The 26,963-nt window shown below is 61.7% G+C and carries 26 protein-coding genes; 8 read left to right on the plus strand and 18 right to left on the minus strand.

The window, feature by feature from the left end; translation table 11 throughout:
* Positions 1–267: 267 nt before the first annotated feature.
* Entirely contained in the window at positions 268–873 is a 606-nt protein-coding gene (locus AYK65_RS09195; protein WP_046120831.1) for a hypothetical protein, read from the plus strand.
* Positions 874–942: 69 nt separating this feature from the next.
* Here the strand turns inward: AYK65_RS09195 and AYK65_RS09200 are convergent, their stop codons facing one another.
* From AYK65_RS09200 to AYK65_RS09230, 7 genes are all read right to left on the minus strand, one after another.
* On the minus strand, positions 943–1,296 hold the full coding sequence (locus tag AYK65_RS09200; RefSeq protein ID WP_026613794.1) for a hypothetical protein: 354 nt from the start codon (positions 1,294–1,296) through the stop codon (positions 943–945).
* Positions 1,293–1,964, minus strand: coding sequence for a hypothetical protein (locus AYK65_RS09205; protein WP_046120830.1), 672 nt, complete (start codon positions 1,962–1,964; stop codon positions 1,293–1,295). The genes AYK65_RS09200 and AYK65_RS09205 overlap by 4 nt, the downstream gene beginning before the upstream one ends.
* 100 nt (positions 1,965–2,064) lie before the next feature.
* Entirely contained in the window at positions 2,065–4,308 is a 2,244-nt protein-coding gene (locus AYK65_RS09210) for a hybrid sensor histidine kinase/response regulator (RefSeq protein ID WP_081158213.1), read from the minus strand.
* Positions 4,305–5,474 (minus strand): FIST signal transduction protein, encoded by a 1,170-nt coding sequence (locus AYK65_RS09215; RefSeq protein WP_046120828.1) that lies wholly within the window; start codon positions 5,472–5,474, stop codon positions 4,305–4,307. The genes AYK65_RS09210 and AYK65_RS09215 overlap by 4 nt, the downstream gene beginning before the upstream one ends.
* Before the next feature lie 42 nt (positions 5,475–5,516).
* Complete coding sequence (locus AYK65_RS09220; protein WP_026613791.1) at positions 5,517–6,206, minus strand: response regulator; 690 nt, start codon at positions 6,204–6,206, stop codon at positions 5,517–5,519.
* Positions 6,207–6,473: 267 nt separating this feature from the next.
* Positions 6,474–6,683: a hypothetical protein gene (locus AYK65_RS32905; RefSeq protein ID WP_046120827.1), complete on the minus strand. Its 210-nt coding sequence runs from the start codon at positions 6,681–6,683 to the stop codon at positions 6,474–6,476.
* Positions 6,684–7,089: 406 nt separating this feature from the next.
* On the minus strand, positions 7,090–7,338 hold the full coding sequence (locus AYK65_RS09230) for a hypothetical protein (RefSeq protein WP_026613789.1): 249 nt from the start codon (positions 7,336–7,338) through the stop codon (positions 7,090–7,092).
* 376 nt (positions 7,339–7,714) lie between these two features.
* Here AYK65_RS09230 and AYK65_RS09235 point away from each other — a divergent pair, with 376 nt between their 5' ends.
* The 4 genes from AYK65_RS09235 (at position 7,715) to AYK65_RS09250 (ending at position 10,091) form a co-directional block, all read left to right on the plus strand.
* Entirely contained in the window at positions 7,715–7,954 is a 240-nt protein-coding gene (locus AYK65_RS09235) for a DUF982 domain-containing protein (RefSeq protein ID WP_026613788.1), read from the plus strand.
* 447 nt (positions 7,955–8,401) lie between these two features.
* Positions 8,402–8,608: a hypothetical protein gene (locus AYK65_RS09240; protein WP_034885077.1), complete on the plus strand. Its 207-nt coding sequence runs from the start codon at positions 8,402–8,404 to the stop codon at positions 8,606–8,608.
* Positions 8,609–8,798: 190 nt separating this feature from the next.
* Complete coding sequence (locus tag AYK65_RS09245) at positions 8,799–9,485, plus strand: fumarylacetoacetate hydrolase family protein (protein WP_026613786.1); 687 nt, start codon at positions 8,799–8,801, stop codon at positions 9,483–9,485.
* Between the two features lie 75 nt (positions 9,486–9,560).
* Entirely contained in the window at positions 9,561–10,091 is a 531-nt protein-coding gene (locus AYK65_RS09250; protein ID WP_081158214.1) for a gamma carbonic anhydrase family protein, read from the plus strand.
* Positions 10,092–10,172: 81 nt separating this feature from the next.
* Here AYK65_RS09250 and AYK65_RS09255 read toward each other — a convergent pair whose 3' ends face one another.
* From AYK65_RS09255 to AYK65_RS09265, 3 genes are read right to left on the minus strand one after another with little or no spacing between them, the layout of a single operon-like run.
* A complete protein-coding gene (locus AYK65_RS09255; protein ID WP_026613784.1) occupies positions 10,173–10,568 on the minus strand; it encodes a Fur family transcriptional regulator in 396 nt (131 codons plus the stop codon).
* Positions 10,568–11,395, minus strand: a complete 828-nt coding sequence (znuB, locus tag AYK65_RS09260; protein ID WP_046120825.1) for a zinc ABC transporter permease subunit ZnuB — start codon at positions 11,393–11,395, stop codon at positions 10,568–10,570. Before znuB ends, AYK65_RS09255 begins: the two co-directional genes overlap by 1 nt.
* On the minus strand, positions 11,388–12,296 hold the full coding sequence (locus AYK65_RS09265) for a metal ABC transporter ATP-binding protein (RefSeq protein ID WP_081158271.1): 909 nt from the start codon (positions 12,294–12,296) through the stop codon (positions 11,388–11,390). The genes znuB and AYK65_RS09265 overlap by 8 nt, the downstream gene beginning before the upstream one ends.
* 147 nt (positions 12,297–12,443) lie before the next feature.
* On the opposite strand from AYK65_RS09265, the gene znuA reads away from it, so the two are divergent.
* A complete protein-coding gene (gene znuA, locus AYK65_RS09270; protein ID WP_046120824.1) occupies positions 12,444–13,445 on the plus strand; it encodes a zinc ABC transporter substrate-binding protein ZnuA in 1,002 nt (333 codons plus the stop codon).
* A 154-nt stretch (positions 13,446–13,599) separates the two neighbouring features.
* On the opposite strand, the gene AYK65_RS09275 is transcribed toward znuA, so the two are convergent.
* Positions 13,600–13,968 (minus strand): RcnB family protein, encoded by a 369-nt coding sequence (locus AYK65_RS09275; RefSeq protein ID WP_046120823.1) that lies wholly within the window; start codon positions 13,966–13,968, stop codon positions 13,600–13,602.
* Between the two features lie 162 nt (positions 13,969–14,130).
* Positions 14,131–15,753, minus strand: coding sequence for a glycoside hydrolase family 43 protein (locus tag AYK65_RS09280; protein ID WP_081158272.1), 1,623 nt, complete (start codon positions 15,751–15,753; stop codon positions 14,131–14,133).
* A gap of 360 nt (positions 15,754–16,113) precedes the next feature.
* Here AYK65_RS09280 and AYK65_RS09285 point away from each other — a divergent pair, with 360 nt between their 5' ends.
* Together AYK65_RS09285 and AYK65_RS09290 are read left to right on the plus strand one after the other, a co-directional pair.
* Positions 16,114–16,689 carry a TRAP transporter small permease subunit gene (locus AYK65_RS09285; protein WP_026621737.1) on the plus strand — a complete coding sequence of 192 codons (576 nt, stop codon included), beginning with the start codon at positions 16,114–16,116 and terminating at the stop codon, positions 16,687–16,689.
* On the plus strand, positions 16,686–18,479 hold the full coding sequence (locus tag AYK65_RS09290) for a TRAP transporter large permease (RefSeq protein ID WP_081158215.1): 1,794 nt from the start codon (positions 16,686–16,688) through the stop codon (positions 18,477–18,479). The genes AYK65_RS09285 and AYK65_RS09290 overlap by 4 nt, the downstream gene beginning before the upstream one ends.
* A gap of 277 nt (positions 18,480–18,756) precedes the next feature.
* Here the strand turns inward: AYK65_RS09290 and AYK65_RS09295 are convergent, their stop codons facing one another.
* From AYK65_RS09295 to AYK65_RS09320, 6 genes are all read right to left on the minus strand, one after another.
* Positions 18,757–19,863: a TRAP transporter substrate-binding protein gene (locus AYK65_RS09295; protein ID WP_081158216.1), complete on the minus strand. Its 1,107-nt coding sequence runs from the start codon at positions 19,861–19,863 to the stop codon at positions 18,757–18,759.
* Positions 19,864–20,154: 291 nt separating this feature from the next.
* On the minus strand, positions 20,155–21,183 hold the full coding sequence (gene mgrA / locus AYK65_RS09300) for an L-glyceraldehyde 3-phosphate reductase (RefSeq protein WP_081158217.1): 1,029 nt from the start codon (positions 21,181–21,183) through the stop codon (positions 20,155–20,157).
* Positions 21,184–21,270: 87 nt separating this feature from the next.
* The gene (locus AYK65_RS09305) at positions 21,271–22,404 is read right to left on the minus strand and encodes a Gfo/Idh/MocA family protein (protein ID WP_026613774.1); all 1,134 of its coding nucleotides are present in this window, start codon (positions 22,402–22,404) and stop codon (positions 21,271–21,273) included.
* Between the two features lie 15 nt (positions 22,405–22,419).
* A complete protein-coding gene (locus AYK65_RS09310; protein ID WP_081158218.1) occupies positions 22,420–23,181 on the minus strand; it encodes a sugar phosphate isomerase/epimerase family protein in 762 nt (253 codons plus the stop codon).
* 132 nt (positions 23,182–23,313) lie between these two features.
* Positions 23,314–25,788 (minus strand): beta-mannosidase, encoded by a 2,475-nt coding sequence (locus AYK65_RS09315; RefSeq protein ID WP_081158273.1) that lies wholly within the window; start codon positions 25,786–25,788, stop codon positions 23,314–23,316.
* 91 nt (positions 25,789–25,879) lie between these two features.
* The gene (locus tag AYK65_RS09320) at positions 25,880–26,962 is read right to left on the minus strand and encodes an ABC transporter ATP-binding protein (RefSeq protein WP_046120820.1); all 1,083 of its coding nucleotides are present in this window, start codon (positions 26,960–26,962) and stop codon (positions 25,880–25,882) included.
* Position 26,963 lies beyond the last annotated feature (1 nt).

Raw genomic sequence — 26,963 nt, forward strand, 5'->3', positions numbered from 1 at the left:
CTCGACCAGCACCTCGCCGGCCCTCGGGCCCTCGAGCTCGACTTCGGTCACAACAAGGGGTTTTCCGGCCTCAACAGCCAGAGCAGCGCGTGTGCGCATGGATCGCCTCCGGTAATGCATTATTTATGCGGCCTTGTCGGGCCTTGTGCACAGATTACAGACGGGCCAAAGCACAAAGACAATTGCGACCTTAGTGTGTAAAACGCGACTTTTGGCTTCTCCCGTGGTCAGCCTATACTGACGTTTGTTCGATGAGGGAGACGAGCGATGAGAGCCGCCGGTTACGCGCTCGGTCTGGCGCTTTGCCTAACACAGGCCCTCGGCACCGCAGGCGCCGTGGACTTTTCCGACCCCGGCTGGCCATGCATTCAGCGCAAGGTCGAGAAGCTGTCGGCAAGCCTGATGTGGCCGGCGCCGGTAACCCGCACGCCCCTTCCGCCCGCGGCAAACGACCTCGTCGAGGTCCTGTCGCTGCGCCGCGTTTCGCTTAGGGAGGCAGAGGCCCTTATTCAGACCTTCGTCGAGAAGACCGCGCCGGTGGACGACCAGCTGGTCGGCAATATCTTCTACGGCGTATTCGAAAATCTGTCCGGCAATCGGCAACGGCTGATCGCTGGCATCGCCCGCTATTCCCGTAGTCAGATCGCACTGGCCGCCCGGATTGACGAGGCCAGGGTCGAGATGGCGAAGCTGACGGGTGAAGCGAAACCGGACTTCGACCGTATCGACAAGCTTGAGGAGCAGATCGACTGGGATGAGCGCATCTACCGTGATCGCTCGCAGGCGCTCACGTATGTCTGCGAAACGCCGGTGATTCTGGAAAAGCGCGCCTATGCCATTGCCCAGCTCCTGCTCAAGCACATGCCGGATTGAGCTATATCGCTCCGTGCGGCAGCCGGGCGTCGCAGGAGTTGAAAAGATTTGGCGCCATCGGAGCGTGGGTCAGAAACACAGCATCTCCGCCTCTGCCTGCGCGCGTCTCAAATCGGCTACCATGGTGCGGGGCACGACCGCCGACTTGAACATGGCCATCTGTTCGCCGCTTCCCTGCTGGAGGGACAGCACCGTTTCGGCTTCGACATATTTGTCATAGGGCAGGATGGAAGCGATCACATCGATCGAGCAGGCACATTTGCTTAACACCGCCCGGCTCTGGCCGTTGGCCGCCATGCAGGCAAACACATAGTCGGCCCGGACCTCGGTCGGATAATCGTTCAGACGCTCCGACATCCTCTGCCCGCTGGCCGGCACCGCCGCTGCGACGAGCGCCAGCGCCGATATGACAGCCCGCATCATGGCCGGCCCTCCCCTGCCGCTTTCAGGGTAATGGCATTGGAGTAGCCGACCTCCGCTCCACCGGCGGCTGCGGGAACCGTGGCAACAAGCGAATAGTACCAACCGGGAATGTCGTCCGACAGGGTGACGGCGAGCGCTAGTTCGGAGAACCGCCCCATCCGCTCGCGCGCCTTGTCCTTCATGAACGGTCGGATCGTCACCTCCCGTGCAGCGATGTCGCGATCCCGGTAGCGGACTGACACGGGCATGATTTGGGCATCGCGCAACAGCGCCTCCTTGATACGGTTGCGCATATAGAAGGGGCTGCCTCCCGATTGCGCGGAAATATCGGCAAGGACGCTTTCAAGGAAATACATGATGACGGGATTGCCGGCCGAGACCGGATAGTTGCCAAGCCCGCGCGACCGGGTGCCCTGATAGAGCGTCATGGCGACATTGTCGTCGGGCTTGATCTTCAGACCGATGCTGAAGCTGCCGCCTGCCTGGCCTTCGTCGAGACCCGTTATGATCCTGTCGTAGACGAGCGCGCCTTGGCCAGCTTCGCTACCCGGCATCGCCTGGAGCCCCTTCAGCGCCGTCGACCGGAAGAGAAGGTCGTAAGTTTCCGCAGCCGCAAGCGGCCCGTGACCGACGCCGAGCAGCAAGGCAAGCAAAAGAAGAACACGCATCGCTGACCTCCCGTTTCGCGGCCCGTTCGGGCTCCCGACCATTCCACAAGGGTAGCAATGGCTGCTTCAATGTCATCGGAGACCTTTGTCTGTGTTTGATTCACGCCACGCGCGGACGGGTCTTCCAGTCGATCAGTGCCCGCAGCCGCACCGGTTGCACGGGTTTGGCGAGCATGGCGAACGACATTTCGTTGCAGAGCCGCAGAAATTCCCGCTGCCGGTTGGCCGAAATGATGACCGCCGGAATTTCGACCCCCGCCAGCGCGCGCAGCGTGCGGATCGTTTCTATGCCATTGTCGCCGTCGTCCAGCTGGTAATCGGCCAGCAGAATGTCGGGGGCCGTGCCGATTTCCTGCATCAGCGCCACGGCATCGGCAGTCGACCCGGCCGCCAGAACGCTCGCCCCCCAGCTCTCCAGAATCTGCGTCATGGCGTGAAGCTCGGCGGGATCGTTCTCGATAACCATGACGATGAGATCGAGGCTGCCATCGATCATCGACTCCATCGTCGGACCTTCGCAGATGCTGGCACGGCCGGGCGCGGCGACCGGCACCTCGATCGAAAAGACGGAGCCACGGCTGGGCCGTGACACCAGCCGGATTGGATGATCGAGGTGCCGACACGCCCGTTCGACGATCGATAACCCGAGTCCCATGCCTGTGCCTTTTTCCGCACCGGCGGCCCGGGTGAACTCGTTGAAGATCCGCGTCTGGTCCTCCTCCGAAATGCCGATGCCTGTATCCCACACTTCGATCCGCAGCCGATTGCCGCTGAGCCGACAACCGACCAGCACACGGCCATGCTCGGTATACTGGATGGCGTTTACCACCAGGTTCTGCACGCAGCGCATCAGGTATCGCTGATCGCTGGTGACCCAACGCGTGGAAGGAACGATCCGAAGATCTATTTCCTTTTCTGCCGCCAAGGGCGCCAGATCTTCGGCCACGCCCTGCAGCAGGGTGCCAAGATTGAACGACGTGATGTTGAACTCGGCCCCGGAACTGTCGAGGCGCGAAATATCGAGAAGTGCCTGCAGAAGCGATTCGATCGAGGTGAAGGATCGGTTGAGACGGCTGACCACTTCCTCCGCCCCCGGTTGCCCCACCGTTTCCGTCAACATCGAGAGATAGAGTTTCGCGGCATTGATCGGCTGAAGAAGATCATGGCTGGCCGCCGCCAGAAAGCGCGTCTTGGATGCATGCGCCGATTCGGCCGCCTCCTTGGCCTGCCGAAGAGCGGCTTCGATTTTGGCTTGCTCATCGGCATGGATCTGCAGCAGGCGATTGGCCTCGGTCAGTTCTGCGGTCCGCTCCTGTACACGTTGCTCCAGAAGCGCCGCCGCCTGGGTCTCCGTCGTCACGTCCATGATCGACACGATGAACCCGTCGTCGGGCAAGGAACGGACGCGAATGTCGAGGCTCATCCCGTCGCGCCGCTTGAATCGCTCTTGCACCGTCTCGCCGCGACGCGCGGCCTTGAACCAGCCGGCAAACCCGGATCGGCGACCTTTGCGGTCGAGAATCTCGTGACGCTCGACATGTTCGACGATGCGCTGAAAGCGGCTTCCCTTCTTCAGAAGTGAAAGAGGCACGCCCAGAAGCTCGCCGAAACGCTCGTTGCGAACGAGCAACTCGCCGCCCGACGAAAACGTGCAGATGCCGAGCGACATGTGATCGAAAGCGGCTTGCAGGAAATGGGCCTGCTGGTCGATCAGGCGATTCTTCTCGCGCCGGTTTTCCCGCACGATGTCAGTAATCTCGGTTTGCAGGACCGTGATATTGTCGGAGCTCGTCTGCCGATAGGAAATCTGAAACCAGCGGTCGTTCCTGAGCGCCACCACGAAGGACGAAAAACGCTGGCCGGATCTTTGCTCTTTCACCACCGGCTGAGGCCGGCCGATCTCCCCCTTTTCGTCCCGGTTCAGATACTTGCTCGCATCGACAGCCGCGAGATAGTCGTCGAAACCGAGGCCCGGCTTGATCAGCGGCTCGACATCGGGAAGCAAGTGCCGGAACTGCGCATTGCAAACCTGCAACCGCTCTTCGGAGAAGAGGGCGAAGCCGTCTTCCATGGCGACCATGGCATCGGCAAGATTTCTCTGGATGCGCTCCTGCGTCTGGTAGGCGATTTCAAGCTCGCTCGACGCCCTGCCGAGCGTGTCGAGGGCCTTTTCAAGATCCTTGGTCTTTTCCCAGACCTTCGCCTGCAGTGCGATGGCCGATTCGAAAAGCGAATAGGCGGAGCCCCCGACTTCATGACTGCGCTCAGCCCGGTTGATCAGGGCCTCGATGATCTTGGCCTGCTTGGCGATCTGGATCTCGTAGGGTTCGTCCGGATTGATCACAGCGGCACGCCTCCCTTCGGCCGGAAAAATGCGACGCCCACGAAGGTCTGGTTCACATGCACGCCGAAATGCTGTTCACCATAGGTGCTGAAACCGACGACCCGTCGCTGCCGGAAATGCTCGGACGCCTCGCCACCCAGGCCCTTGCGCTCGATCTCGAGCTTGCGAAGATAGCAGTCGAAACCCAGGATGAAGTCGGGCGCTTCACCTTCCTCGTTGCTGACAGCGAGCCCTGTATCGAGGGTGCGGATGATTTCCTTGCCGCGACCGAGCGTCAGCAGCAGGCCGTCGTCGATCGCCGAAAGGAAGGTGAGCCCATATTCGCCGTGAATCTGCTGGATCGCCCGCACGTGATAGAGATTGCGATTGCGCACCAGCACCGGGTTCTCGGCGAAGATCGTCGGCGACAACTCGGCGACGGGCACCTTGACGAGCCGCGCATATTCCTCGGCCGCCGGCGAGCCGTTGATCTCGAGAACCAGCCGCTCCTCCGGAACCGCGCGGGTGACCACCATGCGTGTTTCCGTGGGCTGGAAATGATCGAAGCCGAGACCGCTGAAGGGCAGATCGGTTTCCAAGAGCAGCAGAAGCGCGGCGTTGCTGTGGAACTCCCCGTTGCGCAGCACCTGCGTGCGCTCGAACCGCAGCCCGTCGCCGGCCGAACCGCCAAACACGGGAATGTCCTTCAGTCCGGCCTCAAGGGCCGCCATCAGGATATCCTCCTGTTTCGACAATCCGTCGGCGAAAATCAGGGCAAGCCTTTTTCGGCCCGGCGTTGCGCGAAACTGCGAGACAAGCCGCTCCGTCTGCGACACCACATCGGCAATCGAGACCGGTGAGATCGGCTCGAACAGGATCGAGGCCACCCGAAAGTGACGCCGCTGAAAGGCGATCGCCAGCAATGCGTCGTCTTCGTACCCTCGCGGCGTGATCTGGCCGGCCGTCGTGCAGCCGAAGACAACAGTATTCGGCAACGACATCCGCAGAGCGTTGGCAAGCTCAACGGGCTGCAGCCTGTTCGGCACAAACAAAAAGATGAAGCTTGGCCTTGCCGTGGCGAGCTGCCGCCTGATCTCGGCAAGGGCGAGGGCCGCGTCGTCGGCGTGCGACACGGCGATCCGCACCGCCTCCGCCGGTTTGCGATCAAGATCGTCGACAGCCGTCATGCGCCGCCATTTCTCCGCTTCCTGGCCTTGTTCCGGCACGCCTCACTGCAGGTTATGGCGGATCGAGACTTCGCGCACCAACATTGCCGCCTGCGTGCGATTATGAACGCCCAGCCGGCGCAGAAGCGCCGTGATATGCGCCTTGACGGTCGCCTCGGCCAGCTTCATCTCGTAGGCGATCAGCTTGTTCGGCATCCCTTCGCAGATCAGGCCCAATATGCGGGTCTGCTGCTGCGACAAATGTGCGATCTTGCGCGAAATCGTTTCCACCGACTCGTCCACAGCCGGGGTGCGTGCCGGCAATGTGTAGCCCGGCGGCACGTAGATCTTGCCGTTCCAAATATCCTGCATCGCCTCCTGAAAATTCTCACGGCCGATATCCTTGGGAATGAATCCCGCAGCACCGGCGGCAATGACCGACTGGACGATGCCTTTGGATGTGATCGCCGAGATTACAATGACCGGTATATCGGGCGTCTTTTCCTTGATCTTGAGAAATCCGCTCAGACCGGATGCATCGGGCAGGTTCAAGTCAAGCATGATCAGATCGGGTGAAAACCGCATCCGCAGTTGGTGCAGGGCTTCGCTCAGCGAGGTCGCGGTTCGAATTCGACGCGTATTGAAGGTGTTTTCCATCGTCGCGGCCAGCGCATCGCAATAGAGCGGATGATCATCGATCACCAGTGCCGACTTAATGGAAAGCGGGTGGACGGACGAAGCGGTCCGCGGCATGGCTCTCCTCCCAAGAATACTTCCCAGGTTAACCGAGCAGCCGACCGGCTCCACGCATTACCGGCAAGTATTTCTACTCCCAATGCCGTCATGCTCTCCTCAGCACGACAGTGGGGGAATTTGTCGCACAGTTTTCCGGACCGGGCAATTCCCGAGTTCAGGACGCCCGCAATGCTGGACCACTGGCATCCGCCGGCAAAGGATTGGGAAGAGGCAGCGCGGGCCGCATCCGGATGATCCATCCTAGGGGAATGCCGGACTAAGGACTCAGATGAGCTTGCCCACGTCTGGGCGCTTGCAGCGCCATTTTTTGACACGAAGAGCCGGATGCTGCTCCGACCACTCGGCGATGTACATGACGGAGCGGAACATGCATTGGGTAAGAGAGCCTGGGCCTTGGAGCGGCAGAGTCTCCTCTCGGCACCGATCGGGTGCGGATGCAAGGCATACGATCAATACAAGCGCTACCAGCTCCATGATATTTTCAAGCCTTCGATTATTTTCCCCTCATCGAATTTACGCATGCGCTAATAAAAACTTCAATGAAGGCGCCCTCACCCGGTATCACCAAAACTGGGCCAATCTGTAGCTGCTCGAGGGTACTTTAGAGCGGGATGCACTCACATGCGTTCGCCGCAGCCCTATCCATTTGTATTTGCTGCATCTGAAGCGGGTGACGCGCCATGCGTCACTGCGGGCGGCCGACGGGCTGACTAACCGACTTGGAACACTCCCACGCCGCAGGCCGTTCATTCCTCATGAAAGGAGGAAGCAATGAACCAGATCATCTATCTCGTGGGATTGGTTGTGATCGTAATCGCTATCTTGTCGTTCTTCGGTTTGGGCTGAACTCGGCCGCAGCGATCTCGCATCTTCCCGGCGGCTATTCGAACCCCGCCTGGCGAAACCATTCCTGTATGCCGGCAAGCACCGCTGCCTTGGCGCCATCGAGGGTTGGCGCATAGTGGAAGCCCGTCTCGCGCGTACCGTTGCATTGGGAAATCCGCCAGGCCCAGTCGCTCATCGTCTGGCGCTTCATCACAAAGGCGACTTCGTGCCGCCCGAGCATAGCGCAATAGGTTTCGTTGCGCAGCGGCAACCACATCAGGCGAATCTCGGTAACCGACACCATCCCAACCCTCCAGCACAACCTTAAGATATAGGACGGCCGCCAAGTGCCTGAAACCCCACCAATTGAGGGGCATTGCATCCCACGGGGGCCGCGCACGCGAAGCGGCGTGTGCAACCCAGGATATGAAAGGCGGACGGCCAATGCCCTGTCCGCCCAAAAATACGGACAAACGGCAATTCCTGAGCTACATTGAGGCTCCGGGGCGCGGTTCCACCCGGGGGAGTTGCACGGAACCGGGGCCTATTTGACAACGTTTTAGAAGTTGATCCTTAGCGCGGGATCGACAGGACGTCAGCAGTCTCTGCCGGCATCGCGCCCGACGTACATGGCGACGCCTCAAATCCCACTTTGGGCATCGCATACCAGGAGGAGAAGCATGCATCAGGTATTGTGGAGCCGTCCTATCGAGCTTGGAATTTCCGGCGGCGGCGTGCGCACGGTAAAGGGACCGTCCGACGCGCTCGCATGCCTTGCGGGCCAGTGGCCCCACCGCGGCCCTTACTATGTGGCTGCGCGCAGCGCCTGCCGTGCCGCCATCGATGGCCGCCGGACGGCCGAGGAAGCCCGCAGGCTCTTCATATCCGCGGCCGAAGAGGCCCATTTGAAAGCGCATTAGAGAGTGATCCGACGGCGGTTCCGCGCCTTGTCGAGCGGCCGACCTCGGGACCGCGGTCGCGCGTTGCGTTCTAGCCATTCACCCTGCTCGTCGATACCGCTTCCAAAAGATAATACTATTTTCAATACCTTTCCCGAGTAGACGTATTGGTAATATTATTGTGTTGCAGCGCAATATTTCATCGGCTCTGCTCCGTCTTACTTGAAAAGTCGGGCGCCTTCTAATATAAGCGACCACGCGAGCTTATTTGCAGATGTGTCAGCGAGATCCTCACGGGTCTCGAGCCCGATTTCGAATTGAGACAGAAATCTCCGTGAAACTGCCCGATTTCTGTCGCGAAGCCTTCATTTATTGCCGCTATATTCTGAGGTGCCTCACAAAAACCAACATCGGAGCGTTTAAGTCCCTTAAAAAAGGGAGACAAAAATAAGAGACGGGAGAGCCATCATGAACGAGAGTAATCTCTATCGAATCGTCGAAGTCAGTATGAAGCGCGAAAGCGGCCGCAAGGACATCGGCATCATGACCGTGCGCCAGGCCCTTGAGCTTCCCGAAGTACCGAGCCTTGAATACAGCCATCCGGATCTCAACTCGCGCTCGGACGGCCGGTTCCTCACGCGCGACCAGCTCGAGGCTTATGCCCGCTGCGCCTGAGCCGCTGCGATTGCGGCTCTCATCATTCCTCTCGCCAGATCATCTTTGCGGTAGCCGTTCCGGCTGCTAACGTCCTTCCCAGATTCGCTACAGCGTCGAGCCTAGCCGGGCCGGCTGCTGTGGCGTTTCAAATTTCCGCATGTGTTTCGCCGGCAAACTGAATGAAACCGTGCGACGGAGCCGGACGACCATGGACACCATTCTGCCACCCCCGCCGCCCGTGCTACTGCCGATCTCCGGCAGCCCCGTGGGCTTTCCTGTGAGGCGGGTCTACTGCGTCGGGCGAAACTATGCGGCCCACGCGATCGAAATGGGGCATGACCCCGACCGCGAACCGCCCTTCTTCTTTCAGAAGAACCCGGACAATCTGTTGCTGCCGGGCGAGGATTTCCCCTACCCGCCTCTTTCCTCCGACGTGCATCACGAAGTCGAGCTGATCGTTGCCTTGCGCAGTGGCGGTGCCGACATTCCGGTCGCGGTAGCGACCGACCACGTCTTCGGCTATGGCGTCGGAATTGATTTCACCCGCCGCGACCTGCAGGCCGAAGCGAAAAAAGCCGGGAAGCCCTGGGCCGCAGCCAAGGCCTTCGAGCACTCCGCGCCGGTTTCGGAAGTCGTGCCAGCCAAGGCAATCGGCCATCCGAAGAACGGGAACGTCTGGCTCAAGGTCAATGGCGAGTTGCGTCAGCACGGCGACCTTGATCAGATGATATGGACAGTACCGGAGATCATCGCGGAGCTCTCCCGCCTTTTCACGCTCGCACCGGGCGATATCATCATGACCGGAACGCCCTCTGGCGTCGGTCCGGTTGCCCGCGGCGATGTCGTGACCTGCGGCGTCGATGGTGTCGCGGCACTCGCAGTCAAAGTCGTCTAAAAGGAGCGGAGCCGAGTTATCGGCCGAAGGCCGGTGTCCAGACGCCGCCCAAAAACGAGCCGGGAGGAAGTTCGCATGCCGCTCTACGCCTTGGGATCTCTGCAACCGCAGACGCCGCCGGAAGGCAGCTATTGGCTCGCGCCGGACGCCAATCTCATCGGTCAGGTGGAAATCGGCGAGGATGTCGGCATTTGGTTCGGCGCGACGTTGCGCGGCGACAATGAACCGATCCGTATCGGCGCACGCACGAACATCCAGGAAGCCGTCATCATCCATGTCGACCCCGGCCTTCCAGTGACCATCGGCGAAGGCTGCACCATCGGCCATCGGGCGATCATTCATGGCTGCACGATCGGCGACAATTCCCTGATCGGCATGGGCGCGACCGTGCTGAACGGCGCGAAAATCGGCAGTAACTGCCTCGTCGGAGCAAACGCGCTCGTCGCGGAAGGCAAGGAATTTCCCGACAATTCGCTGATTGTAGGTGCTCCGGCCAAAGTGGTACGCACGCTCGACGACACCACGATCGAAGGGTTGAAGCGCTCCGCCGAACATTACGTGAGGAACTGGCAGCGCTATGCGGCGCACCTCACGCGAATGGATTGAGCCTGCCGTTCGCCGCATTCACGCTCGGCCTTCCCACTTCGGGAAAGCGCGTCGCATGAATTCGATTGAACGTGAGGCGCTTTAGGCGCAGCTCTTGCAGTGGCCGCGGATCTCAATCGTCGTCTTCTCGGTTTTGAAGTTCTGCGTGCGGACGAGCGACGAGAGGCGCTCCTCGATCGCCTCGTCATGGAACTCCGTCACCTGTCCGCAGCCTTCGCAGATCGTGAAGGCCGTGACGCCGTGGTCGTGCTCGTGCTCATGCGGGCAGGTGCAGGCGACGAAGGCGTTGAGGCTCTCCAACCGGTGTACCAGGCCGTATTCCAAGAGCTTGTCGAGCGCGCGATAGACCTGCAACGGCGCACGAAAACCGTGGTCGCGCAGTTTGTCGAGGATCGTGTAGGCGCTCATCGGGCCGTCCGAATGGGCAAGCGCTCCCATCACCAGCGACTGGTTCTTCGTCAGTTGGGGCGTACCCATCAGCGTTGTCCTCCATGGGAAGAATGTGACGCGTGCTCAGTCCGGCGACCGACCGGCAGGAGACTCAGCACGAAGAGGGCCAATGCCGCAACCACGATAGACGGCCCGGACGGTGTATCCCAGTGGAGCGAGCCGAAAAGACCGCCGGCCACAGCAAGTGCGCCGATCAACGAAGCGAGAACGGCCATGATTTCCGGCGACGTTGCGAAGCGGCGCGCGGTCGCTGCCGGTATGATCAGCAGCGAGGTGATCAGCAGGATGCCGACGATCTTCATGGCGATCGCGATCACCAGCGCCATCAGCAGCATGAAGAAGAGCCTCGCCCTGTCCGGCTTCAAGCCCTCGGCCTCCGCCAACTCGGGATTGACGGTCGAGGCGAGCAGCGGCCGCCACAGATAGATCAGCGCGAAGATCACCAGCATGCCACCGCCCCAGATGATGTCGATATCGGCCTCCGAAACGGCGAGGATGTCGCCGAAGAGAAAGCCGACGAGATCGATCCGGACCCAGGTCATGAAGGCGACGATGACGAGGCCGATCGACAATGCCGAATGCGACAGAATACCGAGCAGCGCATCGGTGGAGAGGGCGCCGCGCCTCTGCAGGAACAGCAGCAGCACCGAAACGACCGAAGCGACGATGAAGACGCTGACCATCAGATTGAGGTCCATCAACAGCGACAGCGCGACGCCGAGTAGCGCCGAATGCGCCATGGTGTCGCCGAAATAGGCCATGCGCCGCCAGATGACGAAGCAACCGAGCGGCCCCGCCACCATAGCAATGCCGATGCCGGCGACGAGCGCGCGAATGAAGAAATCGTCAAACATCGCGCTTCTCCGCCGCCTCAAATCCCTGCAGCCTTGAGTGATGCCCGCAGCCGCAGTCCGGCTCGTGATCGTGCACGTTCTCGGCCTCGTCGTGATGGTGATGACCATCGCCCGGGAAGCAGCTTTCGGTGATGCTGCCGTCGGCATGCAGCACCCGCCCGTCCGGCAGGTGCGTATGGTCGTGGTGGTGGCTGTAGACCGCGAGCGCGCCGGCGGCCCGGCGGCCGAAGAGCTTGAGATATTCCGGGCTCTGGCTGACGGCTTGCGGGGTGCCGCGGCAGCACACATGGCCGTTGAGACACACGACGGTATCGGTTTCCGCCATGACGATATGAAGATCGTGCGAAATCAGGAGGATGCCGCAGCCGGTGCGGTTGCGGATCTGCTTGATCAGTTCGTAAAGCGCGATCTCGCCGGAAAAATCGACGCCCTGCACCGGTTCGTCGAGCACGAGGAGATCGGGCTTGCGGGCGATCGCCCGGGCAAGCAGCGCCCGCTGGAATTCGCCGCCCGACAGATGCTGCACCTCGGCCTTCGCCATGTGCAGCATCCCCGTGGCCGCCAGCGCCTCCTCGATCTCGCGACCTTTCAGCGGGCCGGTCAATGTCATCAGGCGCTCGACCGTCAAAGGCAGCGTCCAGTCGACGGCGAGCTTCTGTGGCACGTAGCCGGCCTTCAGGCCTTGTATCCGCTCGACCTGGCCCTCGTCCGGCTTCACGACTCCGATCGCCGTTTTCGCAGTCGTCGATTTTCCCGAACCGTTCGGCCCGATGAGCGTGACGATTTCGCCGCGATTGATCGAGAAGTCGACGCCGCGCACGAGCCACCGCCCGTTTCGCCGTACTCCGGTATTGGCAAGACGGACGAGAGGGGTCGTTTCTGGCGATCGATAATTCAGCATCAAAAAATCCAAGCTGATGGTTGCCTCTGGCTATCGCACACGTTATAGCATAACGCAATTGATGTAATAACATTACACGGCACTGCCTTGCAATGTCAGATGCATGCAAGCCCGCCGCAGCATTTTGAACCAAGCTCGGAGAACCCGATGAAATCGACGCCCGCCCTGCTTTTCGCATCCACCCTCCTCCTCTCCTCGCCAGCCTGGGCGGAAGCCCCCAACGTGGTGGTGTCGATCAAGCCCATCCATTCTCTCGTCGCGTCCATCATGCAAGGCGTCGGCGAACCCGCGCTCATCGTCGAGGGCGGCGCCTCTCCTCACACCTACAGCATGAAACCGTCGAACGCCGCAGCACTGCAGGCAGCAAACGTGGTCTTCTGGGTCGGGCACGGTTTCGAGGCCTTCCTCGACAAGCCGCTCGACGCGCTCGGCAGCGGCGCCAAGGTGGTGGAACTCGGTAAGGCTCCGGGAATCGAGAAGCTGAAGTTCCGCGAGGGCGGCGCCTTCGAAGCGCATAATGACGAGCACGAGGAAGGACACGGCGCGGGTGCCCATGAGGCCGAGGAAGCAGGGCACGAGAACCACGCCGCCGAAGCCGGCGAACATGGCCACGATCACGCCGAGGGCGAGTTCGACATGCATATGTGGCTCGACCCGATGAACGCCAAGGCAATGGCGGCCGAGATCGAGAAGACGCTCTCGGAAGCGGACCCGGCCAACGCGGCCGCCTACAAGGCCAATCTGGAGAAATTCAACGCGAGGATCGACGCTCTCGACAAGCGCCTTGCCGAGACCGTGGCGCCGGTCAGGGACAAGCCGTTCGTGGTGTTCCACGACGCCTATCAGTACTTTGAACACCGCTACAAAGTGCGCGTCGCCGGCTCGATCACGGTCAGCCCGGAAGTGCTGCCGGGCGCCGAGCGCCTTTCGGAGATCCATGCGAAGATCGAGGAGCTCGGCGCGACGTGCGTCTTCGCCGAACCCCAGTTCGAACCGAAACTGATCAGTGTCGTCATCGAAGGCACGCCGGCGAAATCCGGCACGCTCGATCCGGAAGCCGCGAGCCTCGAGCCAGGGCCGGATCTTTATTTCCAACTGATGGAAAATATCGGCACCTCACTGAAGGAGTGCCTTTCCTCGGCGAGCTAATGCACGTAGCCCAAACTGTGCAGCGGGCTTGGGATCATGACATGCAGGAACAAGATCTAAAGCGCGCATGACGCGCTTTCAAGTCGTCCTCCCAAGACGGCGAAGGCGGGCCTATCCGGGCCCGCCTTTTCTACGTTTCTTCAGTGCTGCCGGGTCAGTGAGCCGCTGCGAGGCCGACGATCACGCCTGTCGCCAGGCTGACCAGCAGGAAATCGTTGTCGATGCGCACCCATTGCTGGCCGCGCGGCGGAGGCCGCAGCCGATAGCGGCGGTAATCGTGGACATAGGCCATGTGACGGCGCTCGGCGGGGCTCAGCCGGTATCCGCGCGCCCAATGCTTCTTCTTGATGATCACGCGCTTCTCGATGGTCTTTTCCACACGCTTATCGACGTGGCGATCGACCTGCCTGTGGCGATAGCGGTCATGTGCCTGTGCCAGTTCAAAAGAGCCGGCCGTCTGAGCGAACGCCATCGGCGTGGCGAGGAACGAGCTGGCGACAAGCGCTATCAGGAGGCGTTTCATGGGGTTTCCTTTCGTTGTACGCCCCTTGAAACTAGGTCTGCCTTCCTGAACGGAATATGAAATATGGCATTACAATTGCGTAACGATTACCGTCGCTTATGATGAATTTCTCATAAACTAATGAATGCGGTCGAAAGTGCGCAGCGGCGTTGCACTTGGGTCTCACCCCTGCGCCGTGGTCGCCTCATAGCCGAACCGGTCGAAGTCCGCGGGCATTGCGTTGCCGGAAGTATCGAAGGCGAACATGCCCGCGAAGGCGCCGGTGAAGGAACCATGTTCGCCGCGCCCGCCCTCGTCCGAGATCACGCCGGCATCGAGCACGGGGCCGATCACCTTCCAATCGTCATCCGCCTTGGTCCGCCAGAAGAACTGGAGATCATTGTCCCTCACCTCCATAGCAAGCCGGGTCGGACCCTCGGGGATCGCGACACCGCTGCCGGCCGGAAACGCCAATCGTCCATGCGGGAAGTCCCCGGGGCAGGAAAGGATCGTAACGACGCGTCCAAGCGTCTCGTGTCGGGTGATTCCGAGGGCATGGAACTTGTGCCGGTTATAATAATGCGTGAGGCCCGCGACCTGCTGGTAGGTCTCGGGAGCGAATTCGACGAGTGTTTCGGCCCGGAAGGAATGGTGCTCCTGTCGCCGCGCCACCAGCGCCTGCTCGAACCAGCTTCCGATGCTCTCGCGACCAAAGAGGCGGAGGTGCCCCTCCCGCCAGGTGAGCGAGAAGATCCGCTCCGGCGCCGGTGTGCGCAGCCACTGGAATTCGAGCGGAAGCTCCGGTTCGTCGAAATCGGATTCGATCACGGCAGGCGGAGGGGCCGCTATCGCGTGCGCCGGCGCGGGAACGCTCACCTCAGGCACGACGCCGCCGCTTCCGAGGTACAGCCAGCCATCCTCCCGCCAGACGCATTTCTGCAACGCCGTCTCGCGCCCCAGCGTGCAGCGACGATAAGGCGGCAGCGGCCGGCCGCAAAGATGCGTGTGGTAAGCCTGCCCGTCCGGTGTTTCCACATACTGGCCGTGCCCCGCGCGCTGCAGCGCCGCCTCCGGGTGATTCTTCGAGGTGATGAGATGGGCGTTCGGATGCATCTCGTAGGGTCCATCGATCGCGCGCGACCGCGCCATGGTCACGGCATGGTCGTAGCCCGTGCCCCCTTCGGCGACGGTGAGATAATACCAGCCGTCGCGCTTGAAGAGATGCGGGCCTTCGACGAGCCCAAGGGAGCTTCCGGCGAAAATGTTCTTGACGGGACCGACGAGCTTGCGCGTCCGCTCGTCCCATTCCTGTAGCAGGATGCCGTCGAAGGCCGGGCTTTTCGGCGAGCCGCCGAAGCTCTCGGGCCGGTGGTTCCACTGCATGTTGAGGAACCACTTGCGGCCGTCATCGTCGTGGAAGAGCGAGGGATCGAAACCTGACGAATTGACATAGACCGGATCGGACCAGGTGGCCTCGACGCCCTCCGCTGTCACGATGTAATTGTGCGCATCCTTGAAGTTGCCGTCGAAGCGCTTGACGTCGGTATAGACCAGCCAGAACAGCCCGTCGCAATAGGAAAGGCATGGCGCCCATATGCCGCAACTGTCGGGGTTGCCGCGCATGTCGAGCTGGCTCGCGCGCTCCAGCGGCCGCCTTATGAGCCGCCAGTTCACGAGATCGCGCGAATGGTGGATCTGCACCCCCGGATACCACTCGAAAGTCGAGGTGGCGATGTAATAGTCATCGCCGACCCGGCAGATCGATGGGTCGGGATTGAAGCCCGGCAGGATCGGATTGCGGATCATCGCGGCCATGTCTTCTGCTCCTCCATTTCGGCGGTGCATCCAGCCCGAAACTCGCCGCCGTTTCAAGACCCGCGGCATAGGTTTTCGCTCAAGAAACAAGACGGCCAGCAGGCTCCGAATCATCCCGCCTCGGCATGAATTGCGCGCTTGCCGAGGACCGCGCGTTGAAGAGCGATGACGGCGGATCCCACCACTTGCGCCTAAGCTTTGGGCATTCTCGACGGGCCAATATGATACTTTCGTATAACGGCTCGTTGCCAAACAGAAAAATGGAAGCGCAGGCTTGAAAGGAGACTTGAAATCGGCACTCTGACTGTGCTTGGCAGAACACCAAAAACAGCCATTGCGGGGAGGTATCCGATGAAACCGTTACTCGGCTTCAGCCGATTGATAGACGCCGTCACCGAGAAAATCGGCAAGGCCGTCTCCTGGCTCATTCTTGTCGCCGTGCTCGTCAGCGCCGGTAATGCCGTCATCAGAAAAGCGTTCAACATCTCGTCGAATGCCTGGCTCGAGGCGCAATGGTATCTCTTTGGCGCCGCCTTCATGTTCGCTGCCGCCTATACGCTGAGCCAGAACGAGCATATCCGCATCGATATCGTCTACGGGATGTTTTCGCGCCGCGTGCAGCATTGGATCGACCTTTTCGGGCACGTCTTCTTCCTGATGCCCTTCGTGCTGCTGATGCTCTATTACCTCGTACCCTACGTGCGGATGTCCTATGTTTCGGGCGAGGTGTCCTCCAGCGCCGGCGGGCTCATCATCTGGCCGGCGAAGGCCATTCTGCTGATCGGCTTCATCCTTCTCGCCCTGCAGGGTGTTTCGGAGATCATCAAGAAGATCGCCATCATGACGGGGAACATGGACGATCCGACCCCCTACGTGCCGACCCACGCGCCGCTCGATGAAACGATTGCTCCGGAGGTACGCCCGTGATCGAATTCGTCGCCGAGAACCTGGCACCGATCATGTTCCTCTCGCTGGTCGTGTTCCTGCTGCTGGGTTATCCCGTTGCCTTCTCGCTGGCCGCCAACGGTCTTCTGTTCTTCATCATCGGCGTCGAGCTTGCGCCGCTTTCCGATTCGATCAATCTCTCCTGGCCGCTGCTGAATGCCCTGCCGGAGCGGTTCTGGGGGGTGATGTCGAACGACACGCTCCTCGCCATCCCCTTCTTCACTTTCATGGGGATCGTGCTCGAACGCTCGGGCATGGCGGAGGACCTCCTCGACACGATTGGCCAGCTCTTCGGCCCGGTCCGCGGCGGCCTCGCCTATGCCGTGATTTTCGTGGGTGCGCTGCTTGCGGCAACCACCGGGGTCGTCGCTGCCTCGGTCATCGCGATGGGCCTCATCTCGCTGCCGATCATGCTGCGCTACGGCTATGACCGGCGCATCGCCTCGGGCGTTATTGCCGCTTCCGGCACGCTGGCCCAGATCATCCCGCCGTCGCTGGTGCTGATCGTGCTCGCCGACCAGCTCGGCCGCTCCGTCGGCGACATGTATGCGGGTGCCCTGATCCCGGGCCTCGTGCTGACGGGACTCTATATGGGCTACATCCTCCTCATGACCTTCCTGAAGCGCGATTCCATGCCGGCACTGCCGCTCGAAGCGCGCACACTCGGGTCGGGCGTGACGTCGCTCATCATCGCACTCGCCGTCGCCGCCGGCATCGCCTACGCAGCCCATGTCTATCTTGCGCCGACGCAGGGCGAGAACGCCGACATCCTCGGGGCAACCGTCGGTACCGCGTTCATCTATGTGGTCGCTCTCATCGACAGGGCCCTAAAGATCAATGCATTGTCGCGCCTGGCACAGCAGGTCATCATTGTCTTGATCCCGCCGCTGGCGCTGATCTTCCTCGTGCTCGGCACAATCTTCCTCGGCATCGCGACGCCGACGGAAGGCGGGGCGATGGGTGCCGTCGGCGCTCTGATAATGGCGGCGGCCAAGGGGCGGCTCAACGTGGAGGTCGTGCGCGCTGCGCTCGCCGCGACCACGCGCCTCTCCGCCTTCGTACTGTTCATTCTGATCGGCGCGCGCGTCTTCTCGCTGACCTTCTACGGCGTCAACGGGCATCTCTGGGTGGAGCACCTGCTGGTCGGATTGCCGGGCGGCGAGATCGGCTTCCTGATCGCCGTCAACGTTCTCGTCTTCCTGCTGGCGTTCTTCCTCGACTTCTTCGAGCTCGCCTTCATCATCGTGCCGCTGCTCGCACCGGCGGCCGATAAGCTCGGGATCGATCTGATCTGGTTCGGCGTGCTGCTCGGCATCAACATGCAGACGAGCTTCATGCACCCACCCTTCGGCTTCGCGCTCTTCTACCTGCGCTCCGTCGCTGCTAGGGTGCCCTACCTCGACAAGGTCACCGGCAAGATGACGCAACCGGTGACGACCGGGCAGATCTATTGGGGCGCCGTACCTTTCGTCGGCATCCAAATCGTGATGGTGGCGCTCACCATCCTCTTCCCGCAGATGGTGATGCACTACAAAGGCAGCGGCGCGGTGGTCGACCCGTCGACAATCAAGATCGAAGTGCCGGGGTTCGGCCAGGGCGGCGGCGGGCTCACCCTGCCCGACAATGGCGGCGGGCTCGGTCTGCCCGGTGGCCTGCAACTCCCCGGCGGCAGTCCGCTCGACGGCGGCCAGCAACAGCCGGGCCAGCAGAACGCTCCGCAGCAGAACAAGCCGCCAGCGACTGACCTTAGCGCGCCGCCCTCGTTCAACTAATGCATGTCGCCCAAAAGTGTGCAGCGGTTTTGGAACAACGACATGCACAAAAACAAGGATCTAAAGCGCGTCGCGTGAGCTCGACCGAACGCGATGCACTTTAGGTGAGTGCGGAGAGTGCGGCCGGCCTCCGGCCGCATGTCGCTCCTCAATCGGCGCGGCGATGGCTGGAGCGGAGAGGTTTTTCACACTATGGCCCCTCCTCCGCCTGCCGTCCTTAACGAGTAAAAAGAAAACCCCGGAGCGGCGCTCCGGGGTTCTTCATTGCAACCGCAGCTCAGACCTTGCCGTTGCGCTGCTGGATCATCATGAAAGTGTCGTAGTTGTATTCCGCGATCTGGGCATTGAGGTAGTATTCGGCGCGGAACGCCTTGATCGAGCCCCAGATCTTCTTGAAGGTCGGGTTCGCAGCTTCCATGTCGGCGTAGACTTCATTCGCCTTGTCGAAGCAGGCCGACAAGATCTCGGGGCTGAACGGGCTGAGCTTCGCGCCGGCCGCCACGAGCCGCTTGATCGCAGACGGGTTGAGATAGTCGTACTTCTGCAGCATGTTGGCGTCGGTCGCCTGGCAGGCGGTGCGAAGCAGCGACTGGTAGGCCTTCGGCAGGCCGTCGAAAGCTGCTTTGTTGAACATGGCATGCACGGTCGGACCGCCTTCCCACCAGCCGGGGTAGTAGTAATAAGGCGCGACCTTGTAGAAGCCGAGCTTCTCGTCGTCATAGGGGCCGACCCACTCGGCGGCGTCGATCGTGCCCTTTTCGAGTGCCGGATAGATGTCGCCGCCGGCAAGCTGTTGCGGCACGAGACCGAGCCTCTCCATGACCTTGCCGGCGAAGCCGCCGACGCGCATCTTCAGGCCCTGCATGTCGGCAACGGTCTTGATCTCCTTGCGGAACCAGCCACCCATCTGCACCCCGGTATTGCCGCCGGGGAAGCCGATCAGACCCTGAGCCGCAAGGAACTCGTTGAACATGTCGATGCCGCCGCCATGGTAGTGCCAGGCATTCATGCCGCGCGCATTGAGCGCGAATGGCACGGCTGAGCCGAGCGCCCAGGTCGGGTCCTTGCCCCAATAGTAATAGGCGACGGTGTGGCAAGCCTCCACCGTGCCCGCGGACGTTGCGTCGGCGGCTTGCAGGCCAGGCACGATTTCGCCGGCCGCGAAGACCTGGATCTGGAAATTGCCGTCGGTCGCCTCGGACACGTATTTCGACAGAACTTCCGCGCCGCCGTAGATCGTGTCGAGCGACTTCGGGAACGATGACGTCAGACGCCAGGTTACCTTCGGATTGCTCTGAGCAATTGCCGGCGCGGCGAGCGTCGATGCGGCAGCCGCACCGAGGCCGCCAATGCTCGCGTGTTTAATGAATGAACGGCGATCCATGGTTCCTCCCTATTTCCCGCCATGACGGTCCAGCGCAGCTTGTCAGCGCTACCGCCCATTGCACCTGTCCCCGCCCGCCGCGGGCGCCGGAAGGTCTCTCTTTTCTCTTGTTCTTGCCGGCCGCGCAAGGTCATGAAGGCGCCTGCGAAGAGGACGGCATCCCTGCACCATACATAATCACCAATGCATGTCCAGCGGCCGTTTTCCGGCATCCTCTTCGACTTTTGTCTGAGTAGCCGGAAGGAGCCCGAACTTGCCCAAAATCGAGGCAAATCAAAGGATTCCGCCGGTTCAGCGCTCGGCGGACTTGGCCCAGAGGTTGATATCGGCCTCGCGCGCATAAAGATCGATTTCGGCCAGTTCCTCGGCCGTGAAGGTGTCGTTCTCCAGCGCCTTGACACAGTCGACGATCTGCTCGGAGCGGCTGGCGCCGATCAGTGCAGAGGTGATACGCCCACCGCGCAGCACCCAGGCAAGCGCCATCTGCGCGAGCGTTTGGCCGCGCCGTTCCGCGACAACATGCAACCTGCGGATGTTATCGACGATCTCCGGGCGGATGAAATCCTTCTTGAGGAAGTGGTTCAACGCGGCCCGGCTGTCCTGAGGAATGCCGCCAAGGTACTTTGCCGTCAGCATGCCCTGCGCAAGCGGCGAGAAGACGATCGATCCAATGCCGAGATCTTCGAGCGTGTCGACGAGACCGTCCTCCTCGATCCAGCGGTTGAGCATGGAATAGCTCGGCTGATGGATGAGGCACGGCGTGCCGAGGTCCTTGAGGATTGCCGCCGCCTCGCGAGTGCGCTGCGAATTGTAAGAGGATATCCCGACATAGAGCGCGCGGCCCGAGCGCACGATGTAGTCGAGAGCGCCGCAGGTCTCCTCGAGCGGCGTGTCCGGATCGAAGCGGTGGGAATAGAAGATATCGACATAGTCGAGCCCCATGCGCTTCAGGCTCTGGTCGCAGGAGGCGATGAGGTATTTGCGGCTGCCCCATTCGCCATAGGGGCCCGGCCACATGTCATAGCCGGCCTTCGACGAGATGATCAGCTCGTCGCGCAGGCCTGCAAAGTCCGTGCGCAGTATCTCGCCGAAGGCGATTTCGGCCGAACCGGGCGGCGGACCATAGTTATTGGCCAGATCGAAATGGGTGATGCCGAGGTCGAAAGCCGTGCGGCACATGGCCACCTTACGCTCATGCGGCGTATCGCCTCCGAAATTGTGCCAGAGCCCGAGCGAGATCGCCGGCAGCTTCAAACCGCTCCTGCCGCAGCGGTTGTATTTCATTTTCTCGTATCGGTTTTCCGCCGGTTGCCAGGCCATGGTCAGATTCCTCGTTTCGGATGGGTGCTTTGAATACCCCTCCCCAACCTCTCCCCACAAGGCCCTTGTGGGGAGAGGTTTTGTCCCTTAACGCAGAAGCGCCTGTGCTTCCTCGATGCCGAAGGCGGCCGGCTGCGTGCACGTGGTGGAGAGCGTTACGAAGCGCCCCTCCTCGCCCGATTTCAATATCGACACCATTACATCGACGCCATGCAGCGCGCGCTCGAGCGAGCAGCGAACGTCGCGCCCCTTGAGGATCGCGTCCGCCATGTCGGCGAGGCCGGCCGTGCGGTAATTGGCGATCGCTCCCATCGGGTGATCCCAATTGTCGACCGCGAAGGGGTGTTCCCACATTTCCAGCGGCTGAATGTTCCTGTCGCGGCCGCTCGCTTCGACCGTGCCGCCGAAGAAGTTGGGATCGGGCACGAAGAGCGATCCCTCGGTGCCGTAGAGCTCCATATTGGCGTGGCGATGGGACCAGACGTCCCAGCTTGCCGAAAGCGTGACGGTCGCGCCGTTCTGGAATTCGAGCAGGGCATGGATATTGGTCGGTGTCTTGACCGGGATCACTTCGCCCTTGCGCGGTTCGCTGGTGATGGTGCGGGTCTCGCTCGCCATGGAGGAAAGCGCCGCGACACGCTTCACCGGGCCGATCAGGTTGATGAGATTGGCGATGTAATAGGGGCCGAGATCGAGCACAGGTCCGCCGCCGGGCAGGAAGAAAAAGTCCGGGTTGGGGTGCCACATTTCCATGCCCGGGCTCATGACATGGCATGTGCCGGAGGTAATGCGGCCGATCTTCCCGGCATCGATATAAGCCCTGGCAAGCTGGTGCGCGCCGCCGAGGAAGGTGTCCGGCGCGCAGCCGACGGTCAGCCCCTTGGCTGTGGCGATCGCCCTCAATTCCTCTCCCTGCTCCAGCGAGAGCACGAGCGGCTTTTCGGAATAGACGTGCTTGCCAGCTTCGAGGATCGCCTTCGAAACGGGGAAATGCGCTTCCGGAATCGTCAGATTAACGACGATGTCCACTTCGGGATTGGCGAGCAGAGCCTCGATGCTCTGGGCCGTGACGTCAAATTCCGCGCCGCGCGCTTCGGCGGCAGCCGGATTGATGTCGGCGCATGCGACGACCCGGATGCCCTTGAAGAGCGGTGCAAGCTTGAAATAGGTGGTAGAGATATTGCCGCATCCGATGATGCCGACGCCAAGTTCTTTTGCCATGGAAGTATCCGTCACTCAGTAGGATTGGATGGAAGCCAGCGAGCGCTTGGCGAAACGCCGGAAATCGCTCGGATTGTCATGCTCGGCAATGAAATATTTCGCCGAAGTCGAGGCAAGCGCGCCGATAAGTCGCTTCCAGTCGAGCGTCCCTTCACCCACGTCCGCCCAGCCGTCCTCGTCCGTCTTTTCGCCCTTGGGCGCGATGTCCTTGACGTGGACGGCGGTGATGCGGTCCGCATATTTCGAGATCCAGGCAAAGGGATCGGCGCCGCCGCGGACGATCCAGGCGATATCGGCCTCCCAGGAAAGATCCGGGCCGCCGGCGAAGATATGATCGAGCGGCACCGAGCCGTCGGCGAGCGCATGGAACTCGAAGTCATGATTGTGCCAGCCGAAGTCGAGCCCGGCGTCGCGGAACGGCTTGCCCGCCGCCTGCAACCGCGCGCCGAAGGCCCGCCAGCCGGCCGCATCGTTCGGGCGCTCGTCGGGCATCAGGTAAGGGCAGTAGATCGCGCGAATTCCGAGCGCGTTGGCGATCTGCAGCACACGCACCGGATCCTTTTCCAGCATGTCGAGGCCAAAATGGGCGGTCGGCATGGAGAGGCCGTTGCGATCGAGGCCCGCCTTGAACTCGGCGATCTCCGTATCCGTAAGCGCCGCATAGAGGGCGCCATATCCCTCGACCTGCGTGTAACCCGCAGAACCGAGGGCGGAGAGGACTTCGGCGAGCGGCGGGAAATTGCGGGCGCTGTAAAGTTGGAAGCTGACGTCTTTCATCGAAATTCTCCTCGTGGAATTCGTGGGAACAGACTGGTGAGGCGGAAGCGATGGGGCCTCGTATCGTGATTTACTGGATGGGATCGGCCAGTGGGGAACCGCGCACTCGAACGGCAGGGTGTGTCATATCGCTCATCCCCTCCCTTGAGAGGATTCGAGATCGTAGGCGCTGAAGCGCGGCATCGCGTCGCCTTCGAGAGGCACCTTCGGCGTGAAGCGGATGGTCTTCGTTTCGCCGGCGGTCAAATCGAAGGCGTTGTCGGAATAACGGCCCTCGACATCCGCTTCGACCATCACATGCAGTGCGAGGGCGGTTGCGGCCACGGCAACGTCGAAGCCCCCGTCCGGCCGCGGCGCCGCCTCGACCGTGAGGCCGGAGGGCAGGAGATCAAGGGCCTTGTATGTGCCATGGACATAATGCCCCTCGCCGCGCATGCCGTTCGATGCCTCGAAAGACCAGAAAAGCAGCGCGCCCGCCGGTATGTCCGTAGCAGCGATCGTGACGAGTGTGGCAGCACGATCGGGAGAGCACGACCCCGCCGCAGCGATCAGCGGCTGCCGCTCGCCGTCGAGCGAGACGAGGAAAGTCTGCAGTTCTACCATCACCGGCTCAGCCGTGTCGTTCACCATCGAGAAGGCAATCTCCCGTCCGTCCGCGGACGGAATGGCCGCGACGGCGACCGGCTGGAAGAAGCGGCGGGCCATGTAGTGCATGGCCTTCCAGTGGCCGCCATAGTCGAGGCTGGACCAGGAGGCGACCGGCCAGGTGTCGTTGAGCTGCCAATAAAGCGTGCCCATGCAATGGGGTTTCAGCGACCGCCAATGGTCGACGGCGGTGCGGATCGCGAGGCCCTGCTGGACCTGGCTCAGATAGACGAAGCTCGGGAAGTCCTTCGGAAAGCGGAAGTAGCGGAACATCGTCCCGGCGATCCGCTCGTTGCCGCCGGCATTCTTCTGGTGCGCCTCCATCACCGGCGACGCGATGTTCAAGTCGCGCGCTTCGGCGAACTGGCGGATCACCGGCATCGAGGTATAGGACTGGAAACCGAATTCCGAGCAGAAGCGCGGCCGTACGGTGCGGTAATTGTCGAAGGACTTGTTCTCGTGCCAGACGGACCAATAGTGCATGTCGCCGGCGCCGTCGACATGCCAGGCATCGCCGAAGTTGAGATAGCCGACCGAGGGGCTGGACGGCCACCAGATCGCTTCCGGGCAGGCCGCCTTCATCGCCGCCTCCACCGTTCGGTTCAAGCGATCATAGGAGACGAGATAGCGGTCGCGGTCCTTGCGGCTTTCGTCGAACCAGTTGAGCGCACCGACAAGTTCGTTGTCGCCGCACCAGAGCGCGATCGAGGGATGAGAGGAGAGCCGCTTGACCTGGTAAACTACCTCGGCGGAGACATTCTCGAGGAAGTCCGGCGTCGAGGGATAGAGATTGCAGGCGAGCATGAAGTCCTGCCAGACGAGCAGGCCGAGCCGGTCGCAGAGATCATAGAACCAGTCCGGCTCGTAGAAGCCGCCGCCCCAGACTCGGATCATGTTCATATTGGCATCGACCGCCGAGCGAAGCAGATCCTCGACCGCCTCCGTCGTGACGCGTGACATCAGGGCGTCCGCGGGTATCCAGTTCGCTCCGCGGCAGAAGATGTCGCGCCCGTTGACCCGGAAAGCGAAGCGGCTGCCCGCCTCGTCCTTGTCGGTGAGAAGTTCGATCGTGCGGAAGCCGATCTGCCGCGTCACGCTGTCTTCGAGCGTTTCTACCTTGAGGATCGAAAGAGCCTGCGCGCCGCTGCCCGCCGGCCACCAGCGCCTGGGTTGCTCGACGGTGAAGACGTGGGTGATGCGCGTTTCGCCGACGCCGACTGCGCAATCCAGCCGCTCCCGCTGGCCGTCGAGATCGAAATGGATGGGCACGATGCCCGGTTCGCGGGCAAAGAGCGTGACGGTGACCTGAAGGTCGACCGAACCATCCGCCAGCCAGAGCTGACGCGTGGTGACATGCTCGATGCGCGCCGTCTCCAATCGGCAGAGCGCGAGCGAGCCGTAGACGCCGAGCGGCGCTATGGCGATGTTCCAGTCCCAGCCGAAGTGGCATTGCGGCTTGCGCAGCATGTTGCCATTGGAGATCGGCGAATTGCCCTCGTGGTAAGGCACGTAAAAGGGTTGCGCCGCCTGCCGCCGAGCCCCTTCGGCGATCGCCGAATGAAGCACGATGCGGATGCGGTTCTCCCCTGCGACAAGTGCCTCCGATACATCCGGACGATGACGGCGGAAGCAATTGTCGGCCTTAAGCACCAGCCGGTCGTTGACGAGCGCGGAAGCGATCGTATCGATGCTCTCGAAATCGAGATACCAATGCCCTTCCAGATCGCCTCGATCGATGGCGACGGTGCGCTCGAGCACCCACTCCTTATGCGCCACCCATTGGACGTCCGCCTCGTTCCTCCCGTGATAGGGATCGGCAATGATGCCGGCACGCTGAAGCGCGCTGTGCACATCGCCCGGCAGCGCGATGGTCGAGGCGTGGCTATTGTCGGCCGAGGCGAGCAGCCAGTCGCCGGAAAGGTCGATGCGGATGGCGTCGCTGTTCAAGGTTTCGGCAGGCATTTCCATAGTCCGATCACACCCCGGCGTTCCCGGCCGGCACCATTTCATCGATGCAAACCGCAGCGTCGCCCCGGCTCGCGCTCCGCAATCGTCAAAGACGCTTTTCGCTGTCGGCGTCGAAGATCGAAGCGACACCCATGTCGAAGGAGAGGCGCACGGTGCTTCCCGGCGGATAGCGGCGCTGGCCGGCGAGCCGCACCGACATCGATTGGCCGGCGAGCGTCAGCCAGAGCAAGTTATCGGCGCCCATCGGCTCTTCGATGTCCACCATCGCCTGGTGGGCGTCACCTGCCCCGGGCTCGTCGACCTTCACGTGCTCCGGCCGCACGCCGAGCACCACCTTCTGTCCCGGCTGGAGCTTTGTGCGCGCGGGGTAGGCGCTGACGTCGAAGGCGACGCCATCGACGCGGACGAAGTTGCGCCCTTCCCTCGCCTCCACCTCGCCGCGGAAGAAGTTCATCGATGGCGAGCCGATGAAGCCGGCGACGAAAAGGTTCTCCGGCGCGTTGTAGATCGTCATCGGATCGGCAAGCTGCTGGATGACGCCGCTCTTCATCACCGCGATGCGATCGGCGAGCGTCAGCGCCTCGATCTGGTCGTGGGTGACGTAGATCATCGTGTTCTTCAGCGATTGGTGCAGCCGCTTGATCTCGACGCGCAGTTCCGAGCGCAGCTTGGCATCGAGGTTCGACAGCGGCTCGTCGAACAGGAAAACGTCGACGTCGCGCACCAGCGCGCGGCCGATCGCCACGCGCTGGCGCTGCCCGCCGGAGAGCTCCGAAGGCTTGCGCTTGAGCAAAGGTTGAATCTGCAGGATTTCCGCCGCGCGCTTGACCCGCTTGTCGATTTCGGCCTGCGGCACCTTGGCGACCTGCAAGCCGAAGGAGAGATTCCTCTCGACCGTCATCTGCGGATAGAGCGCGTAGGACTGAAACACCATGCCGATGCCGCGGTCCTTCGGCTCCTCCCAGGTGACATTGCGATCGTGAATGAAGATCTGCCCGTCGGAAACGTCCAGCAGGCCGGCGATACAATTGAGCAGCGTGGATTTGCCACATCCCGACGATCCGAGAAGCACCAGGAACTCGCCGTGATCGATATCGAGGTTGAGCTTGTCGAGCACAGTGACGGCGCCGAAATTCAGCGACAGATCCCTGACAGATACACTGGTCATC

It is taken from the genome of Ensifer aridi (assembly GCF_002078505.1).
GTDB lineage: Bacteria > Pseudomonadota > Alphaproteobacteria > Rhizobiales > Rhizobiaceae > Sinorhizobium > Sinorhizobium aridi.

Bases quoted from the DNA above. Each gene is read 5' to 3' on its own strand.
- AYK65_RS09215 (WP_046120828.1), bottom strand. From the start codon at position 5,474: ATGACGGCTGTCGACGATCTTGATCGCAAACCGGCGGAGGCGGTGCGG.
- AYK65_RS09250 (WP_081158214.1), top strand. From the start codon at position 9,561: ATGCCGCTCTACGCCTTGGGATCTCTGCAACCGCAGACGCCGCCGGAA.
- AYK65_RS09275 (WP_046120823.1), bottom strand. From the start codon at position 13,968: ATGAAACGCCTCCTGATAGCGCTTGTCGCCAGCTCGTTCCTCGCCACG.
- AYK65_RS09220 (WP_026613791.1), bottom strand. From the start codon at position 6,206: ATGCCGCGGACCGCTTCGTCCGTCCACCCGCTTTCCATTAAGTCGGCA.
- AYK65_RS09240 (WP_034885077.1), top strand. From the start codon at position 8,402: ATGAACGAGAGTAATCTCTATCGAATCGTCGAAGTCAGTATGAAGCGC.
- AYK65_RS09285 (WP_026621737.1), top strand. From the start codon at position 16,114: ATGAAACCGTTACTCGGCTTCAGCCGATTGATAGACGCCGTCACCGAG.
- AYK65_RS09245 (WP_026613786.1), top strand. From the start codon at position 8,799: ATGGACACCATTCTGCCACCCCCGCCGCCCGTGCTACTGCCGATCTCC.
- AYK65_RS09305 (WP_026613774.1), bottom strand. From the start codon at position 22,404: ATGGCAAAAGAACTTGGCGTCGGCATCATCGGATGCGGCAATATCTCT.
- AYK65_RS09320 (WP_046120820.1), bottom strand. From the start codon at position 26,962: ATGACCAGTGTATCTGTCAGGGATCTGTCGCTGAATTTCGGCGCCGTC.
- AYK65_RS09280 (WP_081158272.1), bottom strand. From the start codon at position 15,753: ATGATCCGCAATCCGATCCTGCCGGGCTTCAATCCCGACCCATCGATC.
- znuB (WP_046120825.1), bottom strand. From the start codon at position 11,395: ATGTTTGACGATTTCTTCATTCGCGCGCTCGTCGCCGGCATCGGCATT.
- AYK65_RS09195 (WP_046120831.1), top strand. From the start codon at position 268: ATGAGAGCCGCCGGTTACGCGCTCGGTCTGGCGCTTTGCCTAACACAG.
- AYK65_RS09200 (WP_026613794.1), bottom strand. From the start codon at position 1,296: ATGATGCGGGCTGTCATATCGGCGCTGGCGCTCGTCGCAGCGGCGGTG.
- AYK65_RS09315 (WP_081158273.1), bottom strand. From the start codon at position 25,788: ATGCCTGCCGAAACCTTGAACAGCGACGCCATCCGCATCGACCTTTCC.
- AYK65_RS09295 (WP_081158216.1), bottom strand. From the start codon at position 19,863: ATGGATCGCCGTTCATTCATTAAACACGCGAGCATTGGCGGCCTCGGT.
- AYK65_RS09255 (WP_026613784.1), bottom strand. From the start codon at position 10,568: ATGGGTACGCCCCAACTGACGAAGAACCAGTCGCTGGTGATGGGAGCG.
- znuA (WP_046120824.1), top strand. From the start codon at position 12,444: ATGAAATCGACGCCCGCCCTGCTTTTCGCATCCACCCTCCTCCTCTCC.
- AYK65_RS09230 (WP_026613789.1), bottom strand. From the start codon at position 7,338: ATGGTGTCGGTTACCGAGATTCGCCTGATGTGGTTGCCGCTGCGCAAC.
- AYK65_RS09310 (WP_081158218.1), bottom strand. From the start codon at position 23,181: ATGAAAGACGTCAGCTTCCAACTTTACAGCGCCCGCAATTTCCCGCCG.
- AYK65_RS09205 (WP_046120830.1), bottom strand. From the start codon at position 1,964: ATGCGTGTTCTTCTTTTGCTTGCCTTGCTGCTCGGCGTCGGTCACGGG.
- AYK65_RS09265 (WP_081158271.1), bottom strand. From the start codon at position 12,296: ATGCTGAATTATCGATCGCCAGAAACGACCCCTCTCGTCCGTCTTGCC.
- AYK65_RS09235 (WP_026613788.1), top strand. From the start codon at position 7,715: ATGCATCAGGTATTGTGGAGCCGTCCTATCGAGCTTGGAATTTCCGGC.
- AYK65_RS32905 (WP_046120827.1), bottom strand. From the start codon at position 6,683: ATGGAGCTGGTAGCGCTTGTATTGATCGTATGCCTTGCATCCGCACCC.
- mgrA (WP_081158217.1), bottom strand. From the start codon at position 21,183: ATGGCCTGGCAACCGGCGGAAAACCGATACGAGAAAATGAAATACAAC.